Origin of the sequence: Solimonas soli DSM 21787 (assembly GCF_000474945.1) — a bacterium.
Lineage (GTDB): Bacteria > Pseudomonadota > Gammaproteobacteria > Nevskiales > Nevskiaceae > Solimonas > Solimonas soli.
In genome coordinates, this window is the sequence record NZ_AXDW01000007.1 from 55029 (window position 1) to 76109 (window position 21081).

The following is a 21081-nucleotide window of genomic DNA, read 5'->3' on the forward strand; positions in this document are numbered from 1 at the left end:
CGAATTCAGCGGCTGATGGCGACGCGCGCGGCGTCGTTGAAAGTGTCGGTGCCGGAGATGACGATCTGCTCGCCCGGCTGCAGGCCTTCGACAATCTCGACCTTGTCGACGCTGGCGGCGCCGACGCGGATCGCGCGCTTCTCGGCGATGTCGCCGTTGACGACGTAGGCGCTGCTGCCGCGGCCCTGTTCGACGAACGGACCGCGCGCCACCATCACCACGTTCTTGCGCTCGTCGAGCACCACGCGCACCGACAGGCGCTGGCTCTGGCGCAGGCCTTGCGGCGCCGCGCCGGCGAAGCGCACGCGGGCGACGACTTCGCCGTTGACGACTTCCGGCGCCACCGCGCTCACCTCGCCCGGCCATTCCTTGCCGTTGCCGCGCAGGGTCGCCGGCATGCCGACGGCGAGATCACGCGCGAAGCTCTCCGGCACTTTCATCTCGACTTCGAGCGCGGTGAGATCGACGACCGTCAGCAGCGCCGCGTCCTTGGCGACCGTCGAGCGGTCGGCGGCGATCAGCTGGCCGACCTGTCCGGCGACCGGCGAGCGCAGCGTCAAGAGATCGACCTGGCGCTGCAGATCATCGACCAGCAGCTGCTGGCGATCACGCGCCAGGCGCCTGGCGTCGACGTCGAAGCGGCGGCCTTCCTTCTGCAGCTCGTGATCGGTCTCGGCGCGCTTGAGCGCGATCTCCGCCTTCTGCAGCGCGGCCTGCGTGCGCAGCACCTCGATCTCCGGCGTCACGCCGAGCGCGAAGGCTTTCTTGGTGCGCTGCTGTTCGGTGGAGGCGGTTTCGCGATCGATGCGCGCCTGCTCCAGGGTCTGGTCGGCGACCAGGCTCTGCTGGCGCGCGTCGAGCTGCGCGCGCGCGTAGTCGACCTGCAGCGCCTGCAGGTTGGCGCGCTCCTGCGCGAGCTTGCTGGTCAGCTCGGGGCTGTCGACGCTGCCGATCACCTGGTCCTTGTCGACCTTGCCGCCGGCCTGCACCGTGAAGCGCACCGAGCCGGCCGCCGGCGCGTAGAGCGTCGGGCTCACCGCGGCGACGACGCGGCCTTCGGCGGCGATGTCGCGCGTGAAGTCGCCGCGCTCGACCGTCGCGATGCTGAGCCGCGCGCGGCTCACCGAACCGCCGGCGGACAGCGAGCGCAAGGTCGTCGGCACGATCAGCGCCAGCAGCAGCAGCGCGGCGCCGCCGCCGATCAGCCACTTGCGGTGCCGCTTCCACCACGGCGCGCGGCCGATCACCTGGTCCTGCGCGCTGGTGTCGCGAATCATCATGGTCATGCGTATTCCCCGTTGGCAGCGCCGGCGCAAGTGCCGTACCAGCCCGCCGTGATTCGATAAGTCGTTGCCGCAAAAGGATTCGCCTTGCAGCGCAGATGCCGCGGACGGCGTCCGCGGACAGTGGCGGCGGACAGCGCGGACAGCCGGACGACGGCGCGCTTCATGGCGCAAGCTCGGCCGGCAGCTCGACCTTGCGCCCGTCGTCGGCGAGCGCGGCGTCGACCGCCGCCAGGTCCGCTTCGCCCAGGCGGCCGGCCTGCGCCTTGAGCCTCAGCACGTTGTTCAGATAGTCGTAGCGCGACTGGTAGTACGTGCGCAGCGCCGCGTAGTAGTTGGTCTGCGCGTTGAGCAGATCGAATTCCGTGCGCGTGCCGGCCTCGACGCCGTTCTCGCTGGCCTCCACCGCGGTGCGATTGGCCTGCACCGCGAGCTGGCTCGAGCGGATGTTGCGGATGCCGGCGAGCACGCCGCGATACGCGGCCAGGGTGTCGCGCTCGGCGAGGCGCACGCGGCCTTCGTAATCGGCGCTGGCGCCGCGAAATCTCGCCGCTGCCTCGCGGCCCTGGGACCGCACGAGCCCGCCGGAAAGGATCGGCCACTCGGCGTAGACGCCGATGCTGTCGATGCGCTGGTCGCCGCCGAGCACCTCCGGCACCTCGGTCTTGCCGAACGAACCCTGCAGCGACACCGTCGGCCACCAGCGGCCGTGCACGACGGCGACGCCGCGCTCGGCCGCGCCGACCGCCAGCTGCGCGGCCTGCACGGCGTAGTTGTCGCTGCGTGCCGCCGCGAGCCAGTCGTCGACATTGGCCGGCTGCGGGCCGGTGAGCGGAATCTCGTCGCGCAGCGGCACGATCGGCGTCGCCACGCCGGTGATCTGCAGCAGCGCGCGCTGCGCGTCGAGCAGCGCGACTTCCGAATCGCTGACCGCCTGTTCGGTCAGCGAGTGGAAGGCCTGCGCCTCCTCGACGCCGATGCGCGCGCCGAGCCCGGTCTGCAGGCGCTTCTGCGCCTGATCGACGAGCGTGCCGTAGGCTGCGCGCTCGGAGCGATTGGCGCCGAGCTGGTCGGCGGCGGCGAGCACGCCGAAGTAGGCCTCGGCGACGCGCACGATCAGCGCCTGCTGCGCGTCGCGGTACTGCGCCTCCACCTGCGCCACTTCGAGGCTCGACTGGCGCAGCTTCTGGAACGATTCGACGCTCCACAGCGTCTGCTTGAGATCGAGCCCGTAGGTCGTGCGCGTCGCCGTGAAGCGCGTCTCGTTCGCCGCCTGTGGATCGGTCGGGTCGGCGATCGCAGCCTTGCCGCCTTCGAGCTTGTAGCGTTCGCGCGCCGTGCCGGCGCTCGCCGTGAGCGACGGCAGCAGCAGCGACCAGGCCTGCGGCCGCGCCTCGACCGCCGCGTTGCGCGCCTCCATCGCCGCCTGCAGCACCGCGTCGTGCTGCTGCGCCGCGCGATAGGCCTCGATCAGGCTGTTCGCCCGCGCGGCGCCGCTGCCCAGCAGCATCGCCGCGATGCCCACCGCCCCCGCCATCCGTCGCGCCACACGCATCGTCGTCCCCGCTCGTTTTGCGGGTCATAACGCAGCGCGCGTGCCAGGCGCGGTTTTGCGCTCAAGTCATTGAGCGCGAAGGAATGTGCTTCGGAGGCCCGGAGTGCGGACGCTGTCCGCGCGCGGCGCCGGACAGTACGCGGACAGTGTCGCCCTCCTGTCCGCCGGGCGCGGCGTCAGTCGTCGCTGGGCTGCACGTTCACATCGACGGCGATGCGGTCGCCGGGGTCGTAAGGCAGCCGCGCGACATAGTCGCGGCCGCCATAGCGGTAAGTGACGTCGTAGGCGGTGACGCGATCCTCGTAATGGCTGTCGGCCACCACACGGCAACGCTGCTGGTAACCGTCCTGCGTCGCGTAGCGCGTGTTGGCCGCGGCGGTATTGGAGCCGACTCCGGCGCCGACCACCGCACCGAGGACCGTCGCCGCGCCGCGGCCACTGCCGCCGCCGAACTGATGCCCGAGCACGCCGCCGGCCACGGCGCCGATCAAACCGCCGACCGCGACATTGTTGTCGTAGCGAGGATCACGATAGCTCACGCGCTCGTTCCAGCACTCCTGGCGCGGCTCGTCGACGCGCACGCTCTCGTAAACCGGCTGCGTGCGGATGACGCGGGCATATTCCTGCGTGCTGTACGCCGGCGGCGCGTCGTAGCCGCGGCCGGGATAGCCGTAAGCCCCTGCGAAGACCGGACCGCTCAACAGGCCGGCGCTCAAACCGGCGACCCAAAGCGACCTGTACATGGAGACTCCAATCCGAGCGGCGGAGTGCCGGCTCGACGAGCGTGAAAATACGCCGGCCAACTGAATTCGCCCTGAAGAACGGCGGTCTAGCTCCCGCCGACGTTCTGCAGCCAGGCCGTGCCCTCGAACCACTTGCCGTACAGAGCGTCGTAGCTGCCGTCCGCCTTGATGACGCGCAGGAAATTGTTCAGCCAGTTGAGGAAGTCGGGATCGCCCTTGCGGATCGCCCAGCCGATCGGTTCCTGCGTGAAGGTCTCGCGCAGGATGCCGACTTCGCCCGGATAGCGGGCGGCGAACACGGCGTTGTACGGCAGGTCGTAGACGAAGGCGTCGGCGCGGCCGTTGCGCACTTCGAGCGTGGCTTCGGCCTCGGTTTCGAAGGCTTTGATCTTCGCCTTGGCGAAGTACTTGCGGCCGGCGATGTCGCCGGTGGTGCCGAGCTTGGTGGCGATGGTGTACTTCGGATCGTCGAGCTGATCGTACTTCGTGATGGTGCCGATCAGGCCCTTGCGGATCAGCACGGTCTGGCCGATGACGACGTAGGGATCGGCGAAGTTGACCTGCAGGTTGCGTTCCGGCGTGACGGTCATGCCGGACATCAGCAGATCGAACTTGTCGGTCAGCAGCGCCGGAATGATGCCGTCCCACTGCGTGTTGACCAGCGTCAGCTTGACGCCCATGTAGCGCGCCATCAGCCGCGCAAGGTCGACGTCGAAGCCGATGATGTTGCCTTTCCGGTCGCGCATCTCGAACGGCATGTAGCCGGCTTCGAGGCCGACGCGCAGCTCGCCGCGCCGCAGGATCTGGTTCAGCGTCGACTTCTCCCACAGCGCCTGCTCGGCCGCCGGCGCGGCGCCGGCGACGACGGCGAGACTGAGCGCCAGCAGCGCGGCGAGACGTTTCATGGGATTTTCCTCAGGCGCGCGGGCGCGGTGTCACCAAGAATGCAGGCATTACAGCAGAACGGGTTCGCATCGCGCGAGAGGCCGTGCCGCAAGATTACTCAGCGCATCTGCACTGGACCGCCGCGCAGGCTGCGCCGCTGCGCGACGAGCTGCTGCGACTCGCCGGCCAGAACTCCGGCAGCTTCAATCCGCGCGGCGTGCGCGCCGTGGCCGAGGCGCTGCTGCCGCGCTTCGCCGCGCTCGGCGCGACGGCGCAATGGCTGGAATTGCCGCCGCACCTGTCGACGGCCGATGACGGCGCCTGGCGTGAACGGCCGATCGGCCCGGCGCTGCGCCTGCGCCTGCGGCCCGAGGCGCCGCTGCAGATCTTCCTCGGCGGCCATCTCGACACGGTGTTCGGCGCCGAGCATGCCTTCCAGCTCGCCAGGTTCGTGGACGAGGACACCGTGCACGGCCCCGGCGTCGCCGACCTCAAGGGCGGCCTGCTGGCGATGTGGCTGGCGCTGGCGACGCTGGAACGCACGCCCTGGCGCGAGCGCGTCGGCTGGGAAGTGCTGCTGAACCCGGACGAGGAGATCGGCAGCATCGGCTCGGCGCCGCTGCTCGCCGAGGCCGCGCAGCGCAACCGCTTCGGGCTCATCTACGAACCGGCGTTCAGCGACGGCAGCCTGGCGTCGAGCCGCAAGGGCAGCGGCAATTTCGAGATCCTGGTGCATGGCCGCGCGGCGCACGCCGGCCGCAACCCGGAAGCCGGCCGCAACGCGGTGGTCGCCGCGGCACAGCTGACCGCCGCCATCAACGGCCTGCAACGCGAGGGTGTCAGCCTCAATCCCGCCTACATTCGCGGCGGCGGAGCGCTCAACGTGGTGCCCGATTTCTGCCTGTTCAAATTCAACGTGCGGACCCAGCAGCCGGGCGACGAAAGCTGGCTGCGCGAGCGGCTCGACCACATCCTGCGCGGCCACGGCGGCGACGGCATCGTCTTCGAGCTGCGCGGCGGCTTCACGCGGCCGCCGAAGCCGCTCAACGACGCGCAGCGGCGGCTCATGGACTGGGCCATCGACTGCGGCCGCGCGCTGGGCCGGCCGCTCGAATTCAAGCCGACCGGCGGCTGCTGCGACGGCAACAATCTCGCCGCCCATGGCCTGCCGAACCTCGACAACATGGGCGTGGTCGGCCGCGACATCCATTCCGACCGCGAAACCATGCGCTGGTCCAGCCTCGCCGAGCGCGCGCAGCTGTCGGCGCTGCTGCTGATGCGGGTCGCCAGCGGCGAGTGGAGCTGGACATGAGCGCCGGCATCGTGCGCCCGATCGCGATGGACGATCTCGACGCCCTGCTCGATCTCGCGCGCGGCGCCGGCGCCGGCTTCACCTCGCTGCCGCCGGTGCGCGAGGTGCTGGAAAAGAAGATCGCCCGCTCGCTCGTCTCGTTCACCTCGACGGCGAGCACGCCACGCCACGAGCGCTACATGTTCGTGCTCGAGGACGCGAGCGGCGCCGTCTGCGGCTGCTGCGCGATCGAGGCCGCCTGCGGGCTCGACGAGCCGTTCTACAACTACCGTGTCGGCCTCACCGTGCAGGCGAGTCCGTCGCTGAACGTCTACAAGCGGCATCCGACGCTGTACCTGTCGAACGATCTCACCGGCGCCTCGATGCTGTGCTCGCTGTACCTGCGCCGCGATGCGCGCAGCGGCGGCAACGGCGCGCTGCTGTCGCGCTCGCGCTTCCTGTTCATGGCGGCGTTTCCGCAGCGCTTCGCCGAAAAAGTCATCGCCGAGATGCGCGGCGTGTCCGACGAGAACGGCCGCTCGCCGTTCTGGGAGGGCCTCGGCCGGCATTTCTTCGACATCGAGTACGGCGACGCCGAGCACGTCGTCGGCCAGGGCAACAAGGCGGTGATCGCCGAGCTGATGCCGCGCCACCCGATCTACACCGTGCTGCTGCCGCCGGAGGCGCAGGCCGTGCTCGGCAAGGTGCACCCGGAGACCGCGCCGGCGCTGCGCTTCCTCGAACAGGAGCGCTTCCGCTACCAGGGCTACATCGACATCTTCGACGGCGGCCCCGCCGTCGAGGCGCCGCTGCGCGCGATCCGCTCGATCCGGCGTTCGCTGCAGCTGCCCGCCGTGGTCGGCGCATCGCGCGGCGGCGACACCAAGCCGCTGCTGATCGCCAACGACAAGCTCGGCGCTTTCCGCTGCGTGCTGGCCGACGCGCGCGCCGATCGCGAGGGTGTCCATCTGGCGCCCGCCACGGCCGAGGCGCTGAACATCGGCAACGGCGATACCGTGCGCCTGTGTCCGCTATGAATCTCGTCCACCAACAGCTCTTCATCGGCGGCGCCTGGCGCGAAGGACGCGGGCCGGCGTTCGACAGCCACGATCCATCGCGCGACGAAGTCCTGTGGCACGGCCGCGCGGCCAACCACGAGGACGTGCACGAGGCGATGCGCGCGGCGCGGCGCGCCTTCGACGACTGGTCCGGGCGCGCGCACGACGAACGCGAAGCGCTGCTGCGCGCCTACGCCGCGCAACTCGAAGCGCGGCGCGAGGCGCTGGCGACGCTGATCGCCCGCGAAACCGGCAAGCCGCTGTGGGAAGCGCGCAGCGAAGTGGCGAGCATGATCGGCAAGATCGAGCTGTCGATCCGCGCCTGCGGCGAGCGCAGCGGCAGCCGGGAAATCGCCGGCGGCCACTGGCTGCGCCACAAGCCGCACGGCGTGGTCGCCGTCTACGGTCCGTACAACTTCCCCGGCCACCTGCCGAACGGCCACATCGTGCCGGCCCTGCTCGCCGGCAACTGCGTGGTGTTCAAGCCGAGCGAGCAGACGCCGGCGGTCGGCGCGGCGATGGTCGCCTGCTGGCAGGCGGCCGGCCTGCCGCCCGGCGTGCTGAATCTCGTGCAGGGCCAGCGCGAGACCGGCGAGGCGATCGCCGCGCATCTCGAACTCGACGGCCTGTTCTTCACCGGCAGCTCGCGCACCGGCGAGCTGCTGCACCGCCAGTTCGCCGGCGCCACCGGCAAGATCCTCGCGCTGGAAATGGGCGGCAACAATCCGCTGATCGTGCGGCCCGTCGCCGACCTCGATGCGGCGCTGCACGAGGTGATCCAGTCGGCCTTCATCACCGCCGGGCAGCGCTGCACTTGCGCGCGGCGCCTGATCGTGCCGGACGATGCGTTCGGCGCGCGCTTCGCGCAGCGCCTCGTCGACGTCGCCGGGCAGATCGTCGTCGGCGCCTGGAACGACGAACCGCCGCCGTTCATGGGCCCGCTGATCTCGGCGCGCGCGGCGACGCTGCTGCTCGACGCGCAGGAACTGTGCATCGCGCGCGGCGCGCGGCCGCTGCTGCCGATGCGCCGCCTCGACCGCGGCGAGGCCTTCGTCACGCCGGGCATCGTCGACACCACCGGCGTCGAACTGCCCGACGAGGAGCACTTCGGCCCCCTGCTGCAGCTGATCCGCGTCGCCTCGTTCGAGGACGCGATCGCCGTCGCCAACCGCACGCGCTACGGCCTGTCGGCCGGCTTCATCGGCGACATCGAGGCCGAGTACCGCCAGTTCTGGCGCCGCTCGCGCGCCGGCATCGTCAACTGGAACCGCCCGACCACCGGCGCGTCCGGCGCGGCGCCGTTCGGCGGCATCGGCGCCAGCGGCAATCACCGGCCGAGCGCGTTCTACGCCGCCGATTACTGCGCGTATCCGGTCGCCAGCAGCGAAAGCCCGGCGCCGCAACGGCCGGCGAAACCGGTACCCGGTCTCAGTCTGTAGGCGGCGCGCGTTTTACGTTTCGCGGCATCGACCGGAGATGACGATGCCGACGACCTTGCGCCCGACTTCCGCCCTGCTGCCCTTGTTCGCCCTCACGGCGCTGACGACCGCCGGCCTTGCCGTGCCGGCAGCGGCCGCCGAACCGCCGGCGCTGATGCTCGCCAACGTGCATCACGACGGCGACACGATCGACCTCGCCGCCTACTGGGTCAGCGAGAAACTCGACGGCGTGCGCGGCTACTGGGACGGCCACGCGCTGTGGACGCGCGGCGGCACGCGCATCGCCGTGCCGGCCTCGTTCACCGCCGGCTGGCCGGCGACGCCGCTCGACGGCGAGCTGTGGGCCGGACGCGGCCGCTTCGAGCTCGCGTCGTCGGTCGTGCGCAGCGACGACGCCGACCCGCAAGCCTGGCGCGCGCTGCACTTCTGCGTATTCGATCTGCCGGCCGACGCCGGCACTTTCGACGCGCGGCTCGCGAAGCTGCGCGCGCTGTTCGCGCACGGCCTGCCGCCGACGCTTCGGCTCGTCGAGCAGTTCCGTGTCGACACGCCGCAGGCGCTGCGCGCGAAGCGCGATGCCGTCGTCGCGCAGGGCGGCGAAGGGCTGGTGCTGCATCGCGGCGATTCGCGCTACCGCGCCGAGCGCAGCGACGACCTGCTGAAGTTCAAGCCATACGACGATGCCGAGGCCGTCGTCGTCGGCTACGTACCCGGCCAGGGCAAGTACGCAGGTCTCGTGGGCGCGCTCGAGGTGCAACGCGCCGACGGCCGGCGCTTTCGCATCGGCTCCGGCCTGTCCGATGCGCTGCGCCGCACGCCGCCGCCGCTCGGCAGCACGATCACCTATCGCTACGACGGCGAGACGGCGAACGGCACGCCGCGCTTCGCGCGCTTCCTGCGCGTGCGCGACGAGCGCTGAGGGACTTTCATGAACGTGACGAACAGGGACGTCACGCCCGCGAACGCAAAAGGCGTCACGGGCCATCACTCGATCGCTGGACGCCCGCGTTCGCGGGCATGACGGGTCTTTCACAACACAGCACCGCACTGCGGCTTACCCCGCATCGGAAAGCGGCACGCGAGCTTCTACAATCGGACGCACACCGCCCCGGTACGAGTTCATGCCCACGCCGCCATCCACGGTTGCAGCCGCCGTCGAAGCGAACTTCGACGGCCTCGTCGGCCCGACGCACAACTACGCCGGTCTCGCCTTCGGCAACGTCGCGTCGGCGAAGAATGCCGACGCGCCATCCAATCCGCGCGCCGCGGCGCTGCAGGGGCTCGCCAAGATGCGGGCGCTCGCGGGCCTCGGACTCGCGCAGGGCGTGCTGCCGCCGCACGAGCGGCCGCATCTGCCGACGCTGCGCCGGCTCGGCTTCACGGGCAGCGACGCGCAGATGCTGCGCGCCGCCTGGCAGCGCGCGCCGGGCCTGCTCGCCGCCGCCGGTTCGGCGTCGGCGATGTGGACGGCGAACGCGGCCACCGTCTCGCCAGGCGCCGACACCGGCGACGGCCGCGTGCATTTCACGCCGGCCAATCTGTGCCTGAACCTGCACCGCTCGATCGAGGCGCCGGGCAGCGCGGCGATCCTGCAGGCGGTGTTCGCCGACGCGCGCCACTTCGCGCACCACCCGCCGCTGCCGGCGACGCCGGCGCTCGGCGACGAGGGCGCGGCCAATCACACGCGCCTGTGCAGCGACTACGGCGGGCCGGGACTCGAAATCTTCGTCTACGGTCGCGGCGACGAGAGCGAGGCGGCGCCGTCGCGCTTCCCGGCGCGGCAGACGCGGCTCGCCGGCGAGTCCATCGCCCGCCTGCACGGGCTCGACGCGGCGCGCACGCTGCACGTCCGGCAGAATCCCGCGGTCATCGACCAGGGCGTGTTCCACAACGACGTGATCGCCGTCGGCAACCGCGAAGTGCTGCTCTACCACGAGCAGGCCTTCGCCGACGCGGCGGCGCTGCGCGCGTGGATCTGCACGCATCTCGGCGGCGCGCGGCGGCCGGTGTTCATCGAGGTGCGCGAGCGCGACGTGGCGGTCGCCGATGCCGTCAGCTCCTATCTGTTCAACTCACAGCTCGTCTGCACGGCGGACGGCGCCATGCGCCTCGTCGTCGCCGAGGAATGCCGCGAGCACGCCAAGGTATGGCGCACGGTCGAGGCCATCGTCGCCGATCCCGGCAACCCGATCACCGGCGTCGAAGTCTTCGACCTGCGCCAGTCGATGCGAAACGGCGGCGGCCCGGCCTGCCTGCGCCTGCGCGTCGTGCTCGACGCGGCGCAGCGCGCCGCCGTCAATCCGCACTGCTGGATCGACGCGGCGACGGCGGACGCGCTCGAAGCGTGGGTGCGCCGGCACTACCGCGACCGTCTCGTGCTCGCCGACCTCGCCGATCCGCAGCTGCTGCGCGAAACGCAGGCCGCGCTCGACGAACTGACGCGGATGCTCCGTCTCGGCAGCGTGTACGATTTCCAGAAATAGACACGTCCCCAACCGCCGGCCTCGCATGAACGCCGGCCCGGAGCCGAAACACCATGCGACTCAACCTCGACTGGCGCTGGCACAGCTGGCGCGAACTCGACGTCGACACGCTGTACGAATGCCTGCGCCTGCGCGTCGACTGCTTCGTCGTCGAGCAGAAATGCGCATACCCGGAAATCGACGGCCTCGATCCGCGCTGCGATCACCTGACGGTGCGCGAGCCGGCCGGCGCGCTGCTCGGCTACCTGCGCCTGCTGCCGCCGGGCCTGAAGGGCGACGAGCCGGCGCTCGGCCGCCTCGTGGTGCGCGACGAGGCGCGCGGCCAGGGCCTCGCCCGCGCGCTGGTCGCCGAAGGCGTGCGCGGCTGCCAGGCCCGCTATCCGGAGCAGGACATCTATCTCTCCGGCCAGCAGCACCTCGAGGAGTTCTACCAGTCGATGGGCTTCCAGGTGATCTCGCAGCCCTATCTCGACGACGGCATCTGGCACGTCGACATGCTCAAAGCCTGGAGCCGCTGACCGCGACGCGCGAACGCCCGCCGGCGATCGCGGTCTATACTCGCCGTTCCGACTCCGCAGGACGCGATCGACGCACGCATGTACATCGAGTTTTTCCAGCTCCGGGAAATGCCGTTCTCGATCACCCCGGACCCGGCCTATCTGTACATGTCGCCGCGCCATCAGGAGGCGCTCGGCCACCTGCTGTACGGCACCGGCCAGTACGGCGGCTTCGTGCAGCTGACCGGCGAGGTCGGCACCGGCAAGACGACCATCGTGCGCACCCTGCTCGAACAGCAGCTCGACAAGGTCGACGTCGCCTTCGTGCACAACCCGCGCCTCAACGAGCAGGAGTTCGTGCAGGCGATCTGCGACGAGCTGCGCGTGCCGTACCCGCACGAAAACCTGACGCTGAAGACGCTGATCGATGCGCTCAACGAACACCTGCTGCGCACGCACGCCGAAGGCCGGCGCACGGTGCTGATCATCGACGAGGCGCAGAACCTGCAGCCGGCCGTGCTCGAACAGGTGCGCCTGCTGACCAATCTGGAGACGGCCAAGGAAAAGCTGCTGCGCATCATGCTGATCGGCCAGCCGGAGCTGTCGGCGCTGCTGGCGCGGCCCGACCTGCGCCAGCTCGCCAGCCGCATCACCGCGCGCTTCCACCTGACGCCGCTCGGCGCGCGCGAGACCGCCGAATACATCGAGCATCGCCTCAAGGTCGCCGGCGGCCGGCCGGACATCTTCACGCCGGCGGCGATGACCGACATCCATCGCTACACCAAGGGCGTGCCGCGCCTGATCAACATCGTCTGCGACCGCGCCCTGCTCGGCGCCTACGCGCAGAACGCGCGCACCGTCACGCCGGAAATCGTGCGCAAGGCGGCGCGCGAGGCGATCGGCGAACTGCCGGGCGAATTCGATCCGCACGCGCAGCGGCGCTGGCGGCTGATCGAGATCGGCTGGGCGGCGACGCTGCTGCTGAGCCTCGGTCTGCTTGCCTGGAGTCTTCTGCACCATCGCCAGACGCCGGCGCCCGCGGCGGCCGGCCCCGCCGTTGCTGCGCCGGCCGCGGCGAGCTCGGCGGCGACGCCGCCGGCCACGACCACGGCCACGGCGGCGAACATCACCAAGCCGGCCGCGGTGACGGCGCCGGCGCTCGATCCGGCCGCCGACTTCGCCATGCTCGAGCAGACCGTCGAATCGCTCGGCACGGTGATGGCGCGCCTGATCCGCAGCTGGGACCGTCAGTTCGTCGTGCCCTCCGGGCAGAACGTCTGCACCGCGCTGTCGCGCGCGCTGCTGGAGTGCTACCGCAGCCACGGCGGCTGGGCGGATATCGTGCAGATCGACCGGCCGGCGGTGCTCACGCTCGATCTGCCGGAGAGCGGGTCCCAGTATTTCCTGCTGAGCGCGCTCGACGAACAGAGTGCGACCTTCGCCACCGCGCTCGGCCCGGTGCGGGTGTCGCGCGCCTCGCTCGACGGTGTCTGGAACGGCGAGTTCCTGGTGCTCTGGCGGCGCGGCACGACGGAAACCTTCGTCGGTCCGCAGACGCGCGGCGCATCGATCGCCTATATCTGGCAGCGGCTGGCCGCGCTCGACGGCATCACGCCACCGTCGCCGCTGCCCTCGCGCTTCGGCCCGCAGCTGAAGACGGCGCTGACCCGTTTCCAGAAATCGCGCGGCCTGGTCAGCGACGGCGTCGCCGGCATCCGCACCCTGATCAGCCTCGGCGACCGGCTGCCGCAGACGCCGACCCTGCGCGAGCCGCCCGGCGAAGCGACGTCGCCATGAGCTACATCCTCGAAGCCCTGCGCCGCGCCGAACGCGAGCGGCAGATGAGCAAGCTGCCGACGGTGGAATCGCTGGCGCAGGCGCCGCTGCCGGGCGGCAGCCGCGTGCCGCTGCGCATCTGGCTGCTCGGCGGCGCGACCATCGTCGTCGCCGCGGCGGCGCTGGTCGCCGCGCTGTGGCCGCGCGCGCCGGCGCCGCAGGCACCCGCACCTGCACCGACCGTGCAAGCGGCCGCCGCGCAACCGGCGGCGCCCGTCGTCGCGCCGACACGCGCGCCGCCGCGCCTCGCGCCGACCGGCATCGAGGACGACGGCGCCTTGCAGAGCCTCGACGACGTCGCCGGCAATGGCGACGCGGGCGAGCAGAATGCGGCGAATCCCGACCTCGCCGACAGCCGGCCGCCGACGCCGGCGCGCGACACCATGGTGCGGCCGAACCCGCCGCCGGCCGGCGCATCGAGCGAACGCGCGCCGCCGGCCACGCTCGCGACCGGCGACAGCCCGCCGACCATCGCCGTGCCGGACGGCGCCACCGTGCTGCGCGAGATGCCCGACGCCTATCGCGCGCAGTTCCCGGTGCGCACGCTCGACGTGCACGTCTACGATCCGGATCCGGCGCGGCGCTGGATCATGGTCGCCGGCAAGCGCTACGCCGAGGGGCAGACGCTCGACAGCGGACCGCGCGTCGTCGAGATCACCGACAGCGGCGTCATCTTCGATTTCCAGAACGCGCGCGTCCTGCTGCCGGTGCGCTGAGCGACGCCATGTGCGTTCCGGCCGACGCGCCGGCGTGCGCTGATCGTCGTCGATGAGCAAATGTCCGACAGTGCGTGAACAGGATTTCCCATACCATGTCGACAGGGTCGCTCCGCGAATGCTGTGAGCCGTGCGCGTCTCGTACGGGGCGAAGTCGCGTGATGTCGTGATGTCCGGAAAGCCGGGTTGAGGGAGTTTTTATGAAGGGAATTCGTCTCGGGCTGAGCCTGTTGCTGGCCCTGTTCGCGGTTGCCTGCGGTAACGGAGGCAGCGTCAAGAGCCCGGATTTCGAGCCGGTGCTGCAAAGCATCACCATCACGCCGAGCGCCGCCCAATCGGTGGGGGCTGGCGAGACGGTGCAGTACACGGCGACAGGCAAGTACTCCGCGCCGCCCGATCAGGGCGACGGCGCCGAGCGTGACATCACCACGGCAGTCACCTGGACGTCCTCGACCACCGGCGTCGCCACGATCGGCGAGCACACCGGCCTCGCGACCGGCGGCAGCACGGTCGGCACCACCACGATCACGGCCACTCTCGATGGCAAGTCGGCCGAAGTCACGCTTTCCAGCCAAGGCCGAGTCCTGCGCTCCATCGTCGTGACGCCGCCGAACGGTGCGGTGCCGCCGAACGGCTCGATCGCCTACACCGCGCAAGGCATCTACAGCGACAGCGGGACGCCGCAGACCATCGACAACGCGATCATCAATTGGGCACTCGCCGACCCCGCGCTCGGCACGATTGCGCCGGCGACCGGGCAGACCGTCACCGTGACCGCGAATGCGAAGACCGGCCAGACGACGCTGACCGCCTCGGTCACGGTCAACGGCACACCGCTGAAGGGCACCGCGCTGTTCGGCGTCGGCGTGCTCAGCTCGGTGGCGATCACCCCGACCACCGACAGCAAGCCGGTCGGCCTCGTGTCGACGACCTTCACGGCGAAGGGCACGTACCTGATGCAGGACGGCAGTACGTTCACACAGGACGTCGCTGCCAGCTGGGCCGCCGCGAACGCCGCCGGCACCACCGGCGCCTCGCCCTCGCTCGACACGATCTGCGCCGGCAAGTCCTCGTCGACTTGCAAAGTCACTGGACACGTGGTCGGCAAGGTTGACATCACGGCGACCGTCACCGGCGTCGCGACGCCCGGCACGGCCACGCTGACCGTCACCGATCCAGTGCTGATCGGCGTGCAGATCACGCCGGACGCGCCGGACTCGTCCAGCTTCACCACTCCGGACACCGCGGATCTTCCGAAGGGCGCGAGCCGTCTCTATTATCCGCTGTATTACTACAGTGACGATCCGGGCGCGCCGGTCACCGCGCCACGCAGCGCGGCCGACAAGGTCGTCTGGTCGAGCGGCAATACCGCCGTCGTGACGGCGACCACCGCGACCGACAACAGCGTCAAGGCCACCGCCGTCGCGCTCGGAACCGCCAATCTCGTCGCCAAGGTCGGCGACACGATCTCCGATCAGGTTGCGATCACGGTCGGCGCGGCGACGGTCTCGCAACTCCTGAGCGTGCGCCCGGCCAAGGCCTATGTGAGCGTCGGCCGTCAGGTCGAGTTCGTGGCGGTCGGCCAGTTCTCGGACGGCAGCACCGCCGATGTCGCCGATGGTCTCGTCACCTGGAGCAGCGCCGACACCTCGATCGCGACGATCGATGCCACCAGCGGCGTCGCCACCGGCGTCAAGATCGACGCCGACGGCGTGACGATCACCGCGACATTGAACAGCGATACGACAAAGACGGCGACTGCGGTGCTGGTCGTCAGTGCCGAGTATTGCACGACGCCATTGTTCGAGGCCGAAGGCGCCACGTCGGTGCCGAGCCCGGATGCTGCCGGCGTCTGCCTGCTGTGCGGCGTCGCCAATGCCGATTACGTCGTCAACAGCAACGTCACCGACGCGGCGACCATTACGGTTGGCGTCGGCGCTCTCAATGCCTGGCGCGGCATCGACGTCACCGCCTCCGCCAACGCACCGTCGTACACCGTGCCGTTCCCGGCCGGCTCGCGTCCGTCCTTCGTCATCAGCAACCCGAACGGTCCGCTGGTGCTCGCCGAAGTGTTGTCGCAGATCGAGATCACGACTCTGCTGGGCGGCACCCCACAAGAGTCGAGCGGCACGCTGACGCCGCTGCGTCTCGACCTGCTGGGACTCGGCCTGATCGACAACAAGACCCAGGGCCTGGTGTCGTTCCCGACTTCGCTGCCGTATGACGGCATCCGCATCAAGTTGAAGAGCGGCCTCGCCACGGCGCTGAGCACGATGAACGTGTACCAGGCCTGCGCCACGACCACCTTGCCGGCGCGGGCGGGCAGCGGCATCAGCTCGCTTGAAGCGGCGGGCGTCGCAGGCACGACGGTGCCCACCATCGAAGCCGGCGCGAGCATCACCTATGTCGCCCATGACTACAGCACGCCGGATACCGAGCTGAATCCCGATGACGTGGCGTGGACCAGCAGCGACACCAGCGTTGCCACGGTAAATGCCGCTGGCGTCGTCACCGGCGTCGGCGCCGGCACGGCGACGATCACCGGCACGCTGAAGGACACTTCGGCCTGCGGTGCGCACTGTTCGGCGATCCGCGACATCAAGGTCGTTGCGGCTCTGTGCGAGATTCCGTTTGAAGCCTCGCAGGGCGCGACGATCGATTCGGTGATCAGCGGCGGCCTCTGCCTGTTCTGCTCGACGACCGACCTCGGCAACGTCATCGACTCGATCCCAACCACGTATGGTCAGGTCTACGTGCCGCTGGCGCTCGGCGTGACGGCTACGGTGACGGCCACCGCCACGACCCCTTACATGGCAGGCGCGACGGCCGGCTTCGTCGTCGGCTCACCGAACGGCCTGGTGGCAACGGCCGATCTGGGTTCGCAGATCGTCATACAGACGCTGCTCAAGGGCACGCCGACCGGTGACGTCAGCACGTCGGTGACGACGCCGTTGCGCCTCGACCTGCTCGGCGCATCTCTGGTCGGCAGCATCGGCGCCAACGCGCAGCCGCTCTACATCACGACGACGAAGAACTTCGACGCGGTGCAGATCACCTTCAAGAAGGGAGTGAGCGCGCTGGAGAGTTACAAGCTGTACACGGCCTGCGCAAAGGGTCCGCAGTAAGCCATCATGAGAGTGCCGGTTTCACCGGCACTCTCCGCGGCATAAAAAAGGGGCGGCCTCAATGGCCGCCCCTTTTCCGTTGCGACGCTGCGTGCGGCGGTGCCGCGTCAGGCCGCCGCCAGCGTCGTCGCGAGCGCGGCCAATGCGCGGTCGAGCCGCTGCAGCCCGTCGGCCACCTCGGCCTCGCTGATGTTCAGCGCGGGCGCGAAGCGCAGCGTGTCCGGGCCGGCGACGAGCAGCCAGGTGCCTTCCTTGAGCGCCGCCGCCATGATGTCGCGCGCGCGGCCTTTCCAGCCCTCCACGACCGGCGCGCCAAGGAGCAGGCCGTTGCCGCGCGGCGCCTCGAAAAATCCGTGGCGACGGCCGAGCTCGGCGAGGCCGTCCTTGAGCTGCTGCGAACGCGCCTTCACGTTGGCGGCGATCGCCGGACTGGTGATCTCGTCGAGCACGGCATTGGCGACGGCGCAGGCCAGCGGGTTGCCACCGAAGGTCGAGCCGTGCGTGCCGAACTGCAAGGTCTTGGCGATCTCGCTGGTGGTCAGCATCGCGCCGATCGGAAAGCCGCCGCCGAGCCCCTTGGCGGTCGTCATCACGTCCGGCGTCACACCCATCTGCTCGTAGGCGTACAGGGTGCCGGTATGGCCGTTGCCGGTCTGCACTTCGTCGAAGATCAGCAGCGCCCGGTGCCGGTCGCACAGCGCGCGCGCCGCCCTGGCGAATTCCGGCGTCGCCGGCAGCACACCACCCTCACCCTGGATCGGCTCCATCACCACGGCGCAGACGGTGTCGTTCATCGCCGCCTCGAGGGCCGCGACATCGTTGAACGGCAGATGCCGGATGCCGGCCGGCAGCGGCTCGAAGCCCTGCGCATACTTCGGCTGGCCGCCGACGCAGACCGTGAACAGCGTGCGGCCGTGGAAGGCGTTGTGGAACGAGATGATGGTGTTCTTGTGCGGCCCGAAGTTGGTGTTGCCCCAGCGCCGCGCCAGCTTGAACGCCGCCTCGTTGGCTTCGGCGCCGGAATTGCAGAAGAACGCCTTCTCGGCGAACGTGAGTTCGGTCAGGCGCCGCGCCAGCTTCAGCGCCGGCTCGTTGGTCATGACATTGGAGACATGCCACAGCTTCTGCGCCTGTTCGTTCAGGGCCTTGAGCAGCGACGGATGCGCGTGACCCAGCACGTTCACCGCGATGCCGCCGGCGAAGTCGATGTAGTCTCGGCCGGCCTGGTCCCACCAGCGCGATCCCTGACCGCGCACCGGGATGATTTCGGCGGGGGCATACGTGGGAACCATGACCTCCTCGAAGGTCTGGCGCGTGACGGTACTCGACATCTTTTCCTCAGCGTCCTTGACGATGACGCAACCGTGATGGTGCAAAGAAAAAATCCCGCGCGGGGCGGGATCGCGTGGCGCCGTCAAGCCGACGGCACCGGCGCGATTATAGGGCGGATTTCGCGCCCGCCAACAAAAAAGCGCGCCTCGCGGCGCGCTTCGGAGCCGGCGAGGCGCGCTTCTTCAGCGGCGGTTGACCAGCTGGTAGAGGCGGGCCAGATCGGCGGTGCCGTCCTTGCCCTGCACCGACTTCAGCGTCGCCGCCGCGGCGTCCTTCTTGCCGGCCAGCAGCTGCGCATAGCCGAGATGCAGCTTGGCGTCGTCCGGCTTCTTCAGCGCATCCTTGCGAATGCCCTGCTGGATCAGGGCGATGCCGGCGTCGTACTCACCGAAGCCGACGTGCGTCAGGCCGGCGCTGACCAGCGCATCGCCGCTCGCCTCGCCGGCGGCGGCCTTGTCGTCGGCAGCCATCGAGGCCTTGGCCTCGGCGACCTTCTTGTCGACCAGTTCCTTCAGGCGCTGGTGACGCGGGGCGTCACTGCCCTGGCCGAGCAGCTTCTTGTCGTAGCCCTGCTTGATGTACTGCTCCGCTTCGCCGGGCACGCCGGCCTGCAGCGCGAGCTGCGTGGCCTCCATGTAGTCCGCGGTCTTGTCCATGGTGCCGGTCAGCTTCTTCAGCCGGTAGACGTCGAGCGCCAGACGATCGGAAAAACCCGGCTTGTTGGCGGCGCGGCTCAGCAGGTCCTTCCAGTAGTTGTCCTTCGGATAGTAGGTGACCAGCTTCTCGAGCGTGTTCACATACGTGGTCGTGTCGTTCTTCTTGTTGGCGAGCGCCTGCACCATCAGCAACTGGTTCTCGCTCGGACGTTGTCCGCCCTTCTCGATCTGCGCGATCTGCGCGTTCAGGCCGGCGAGATCGCCCGCCTCGTACTTGATCTGCGCGCCGAGGCCGAGCACCTGCGGGTCGGAACCGCCGGCGGCGCGGTACTTGTCGAGATAGTCGGCCGCCTTCACGTAGTTCTTGCCGCGGTAGCTCAGCGACACCAGCTCGCCGTAGGCCTTGGTCTTCTCCGCGCCCGACAGCGACGGCAGGCGCGATTCGTAGTTCTGGATCAGCGCCGAGGTGTCGCCGGAGCTCGCCGCGATGGCGGCGCGCATCTGCGCGATGACGCTGCTTTCGTAAGAACTCAGGCCACCGACGCGCGAGGCGGCGTCGACCTGATCCATGGCCTGCTTGTACTGCTTGGCCTTGAGCAGCGTGGTGGCTTTCTGCAGCGGCTCGCCGACTTCCGGACGCAGCGTGTTGTCGGCGAATGCGGCATGGGCGCCGAGCAGCAGCGCTGCGCCGGCGATGAGGGAGGAAACGGATGTGCGCATGTTGTAAGCCTGAATCTGTCGGGGTCTCTAATATAGCGGCCGGTCATGCCGGCCACCTGTTTCGATACTGCCTCCGCATGATGCTCGACAGGGGCGCCAGATGCCAAACGGGCCGTTCATCAAGCAGTCATCATGCCGCGAGCAGCGATTTCAGCACGACGCTCTCGTCCGCCAGCTGCGCGGCATCGACCTTGATGCGATCGGCGACCAGTTTCTTGGCGACCATGAATTCCTGCGGGCGGTTGATGGCGTCCGCCGAGATCACCACGCCGTCCTTCAGATAGAAAGCCGAGAACGATTCGCTGTCGAGGCTGCCGCGCACGACCAGCTGGTCGTAGCCCTGCGACAGGCCGACCATCTGCAGCTTGAGTTCGTACTGGTCCGACCAGAACCAGGGCACTGCGCTGTAGGCGACCGGCTTGCCGACGATAGCCGCGGCGACGATGCGGCCCTGCTCCATGGCGTTCGGCACCGATTCGAGGCGCATGCGGCGATCGAAGAACACGTTCTCGTGGAAGGTGCAGTCGCCGGCGGCGTAGATGTCCGGGTCCGAGGTCTGCGCGTAGCGGTCGACGACGATGCCGCCGTTGGACACTTCGATGCCGGCCATGTCGGCCAGCTCGACATTGGGAATCAGGCCGATGCCGACGATGACGATGTCGGCCGGCACCAGAGTGTTGTCGGCCAGGGTCACGCCGGTCACCAGCGGATCGCCTTCCAGGCTGTGCACGCCGACGCCGGTGTACAGCTTCACGCCGCGGCTCTTGTGCACGCGCTCGTAGAAGGCCGAGATCTCCGGGGCGGTGACGCGCGCCAGCACGCGCGGCAGGGCTTCGACGACGGTGACCTCGAGTCCTTTCTTGATGCCGACCGAGGCCGCCTCGAGGCCGATGTAGCCGCCGCCGACGATCACCAGCTTCTTGCCGGCGCCGAACTGCTCCTTGAGCTTGAGGATGTCGGCGATGGTGCGCACGTAGTGCACGTTCGGGTGGTCGGCGCCCGGCAGCGACAGCTTGCGCGGCCGGCCGCCGGTGGCCAGCACCAGCTTGCCGTAGTCGAGCGTGGTGCCGTCGTAGAGGCGCAGGCGCCTGGCGGCGCGGTCGAGGCTCTCCACGCCGACACCGAAGCGGCATTCGATGTTGAGCTTCTCGTAGACGGTCTGCGCCTTGATGAACAGCGATTCCAGCGTAGCCTCGCCGGACAGGAAGGCCTTCGACAGCGGCGGACGGCGATACGGCACGTAGGGCTCGTCGCCGAGCAGCACGACGCTGCCGGTGAAACCCTGCTGACGCAGTGCCGATGCCACTTCTCCGCCGGCCTGGCCGGCGCCGACGATCACCACGTCGGCTTGCGTTGATGGATGGGTCATGCTCTTTGTACTTGCGATAGACGGAAGGCCCGTACACTGCGGGCGCACGCCGGACAGCAGGCGCCGGCGAGCGCGGCGTCATTGCCCTCGGGT

The 21081-nt window shown here is 69.6% G+C and carries 16 protein-coding genes; 9 read left to right on the forward strand and 7 right to left on the reverse strand.

The features are described from left to right. Positions 1–5: 5 nt before the first annotated feature. The 4 genes from K344_RS0104620 to K344_RS0104635 form a co-directional block, all read right to left on the reverse strand. Positions 6–1277 carry an efflux RND transporter periplasmic adaptor subunit gene (locus tag K344_RS0104620; protein ID WP_028079674.1) on the reverse strand — a complete coding sequence of 424 codons (1272 nt, stop codon included), beginning with the start codon at positions 1275–1277 and terminating at the stop codon, positions 6–8. Positions 1278–1446: 169 nt separating this feature from the next. After that, positions 1447–2820, reverse strand: coding sequence for a TolC family outer membrane protein (locus K344_RS0104625; protein WP_169729245.1), 1374 nt, complete (start codon positions 2818–2820; stop codon positions 1447–1449). A 194-nt stretch (positions 2821–3014) separates the two neighbouring features. Further along, the gene (locus tag K344_RS20250) at positions 3015–3581 is read right to left on the reverse strand and encodes a glycine zipper 2TM domain-containing protein (protein ID WP_084197002.1); all 567 of its coding nucleotides are present in this window, start codon (positions 3579–3581) and stop codon (positions 3015–3017) included. 86 nt (positions 3582–3667) lie between these two features. After that, complete coding sequence (locus tag K344_RS0104635) at positions 3668–4486, reverse strand: transporter substrate-binding domain-containing protein (RefSeq protein WP_028079676.1); 819 nt, start codon at positions 4484–4486, stop codon at positions 3668–3670. Between the two features lie 83 nt (positions 4487–4569). Here K344_RS0104635 and K344_RS0104640 point away from each other — a divergent pair, with 83 nt between their 5' ends. The 9 genes from K344_RS0104640 (at position 4570) to K344_RS22850 (ending at position 16911) form a co-directional block, all read left to right on the forward strand. After that, a complete protein-coding gene (locus K344_RS0104640; protein ID WP_028079677.1) occupies positions 4570–5778 on the forward strand; it encodes a hydrolase in 1209 nt (402 codons plus the stop codon). Beyond that, a complete protein-coding gene (gene astA / locus K344_RS0104645) occupies positions 5775–6794 on the forward strand; it encodes an arginine N-succinyltransferase (protein ID WP_043113816.1) in 1020 nt (339 codons plus the stop codon). The genes K344_RS0104640 and astA overlap by 4 nt, the downstream gene beginning before the upstream one ends. Continuing rightward, on the forward strand, positions 6791–8254 hold the full coding sequence (astD, locus tag K344_RS0104650; RefSeq protein ID WP_028079679.1) for a succinylglutamate-semialdehyde dehydrogenase: 1464 nt from the start codon (positions 6791–6793) through the stop codon (positions 8252–8254). The genes astA and astD overlap by 4 nt, the downstream gene beginning before the upstream one ends. Positions 8255–8297: 43 nt before the next feature. Continuing rightward, positions 8298–9173, forward strand: coding sequence for a DNA ligase (locus K344_RS0104655; RefSeq protein WP_084197038.1), 876 nt, complete (start codon positions 8298–8300; stop codon positions 9171–9173). Positions 9174–9375: 202 nt separating this feature from the next. Next, positions 9376–10737 carry an N-succinylarginine dihydrolase gene (astB, locus tag K344_RS0104660; protein WP_028079681.1) on the forward strand — a complete coding sequence of 454 codons (1362 nt, stop codon included), beginning with the start codon at positions 9376–9378 and terminating at the stop codon, positions 10735–10737. A 53-nt stretch (positions 10738–10790) separates the two neighbouring features. After that, the gene (locus K344_RS0104665) at positions 10791–11255 is read left to right on the forward strand and encodes a GNAT family N-acetyltransferase (protein ID WP_028079682.1); all 465 of its coding nucleotides are present in this window, start codon (positions 10791–10793) and stop codon (positions 11253–11255) included. Positions 11256–11333: 78 nt separating this feature from the next. Then, positions 11334–13031 (forward strand): ExeA family protein, encoded by a 1698-nt coding sequence (locus tag K344_RS0104670; RefSeq protein ID WP_028079683.1) that lies wholly within the window; start codon positions 11334–11336, stop codon positions 13029–13031. Then, positions 13028–13786, forward strand: a complete 759-nt coding sequence (locus tag K344_RS0104675) for a general secretion pathway protein GspB (protein ID WP_028079684.1) — start codon at positions 13028–13030, stop codon at positions 13784–13786. The genes K344_RS0104670 and K344_RS0104675 overlap by 4 nt, the downstream gene beginning before the upstream one ends. 200 nt (positions 13787–13986) lie before the next feature. Next, positions 13987–16911 carry an Ig-like domain-containing protein gene (locus tag K344_RS22850; protein ID WP_084197004.1) on the forward strand — a complete coding sequence of 975 codons (2925 nt, stop codon included), beginning with the start codon at positions 13987–13989 and terminating at the stop codon, positions 16909–16911. A 107-nt stretch (positions 16912–17018) separates the two neighbouring features. Here the strand turns inward: K344_RS22850 and K344_RS0104685 are convergent, their stop codons facing one another. The 3 genes from K344_RS0104685 to K344_RS0104695 all read right to left on the reverse strand — a co-directional run bounded on the left by K344_RS0104685 (position 17019) and on the right by K344_RS0104695 (position 20988). After that, positions 17019–18242: an acetylornithine/succinyldiaminopimelate transaminase gene (locus K344_RS0104685; RefSeq protein ID WP_028079685.1), complete on the reverse strand. Its 1224-nt coding sequence runs from the start codon at positions 18240–18242 to the stop codon at positions 17019–17021. Positions 18243–18425: 183 nt separating this feature from the next. Beyond that, complete coding sequence (locus K344_RS0104690; RefSeq protein ID WP_051361905.1) at positions 18426–19619, reverse strand: hypothetical protein; 1194 nt, start codon at positions 19617–19619, stop codon at positions 18426–18428. A 130-nt stretch (positions 19620–19749) separates the two neighbouring features. Continuing rightward, positions 19750–20988, reverse strand: a complete 1239-nt coding sequence (locus K344_RS0104695) for an NAD(P)/FAD-dependent oxidoreductase (protein ID WP_028079687.1) — start codon at positions 20986–20988, stop codon at positions 19750–19752. Between the last annotated feature and the right edge of the window lie 93 nt (positions 20989–21081).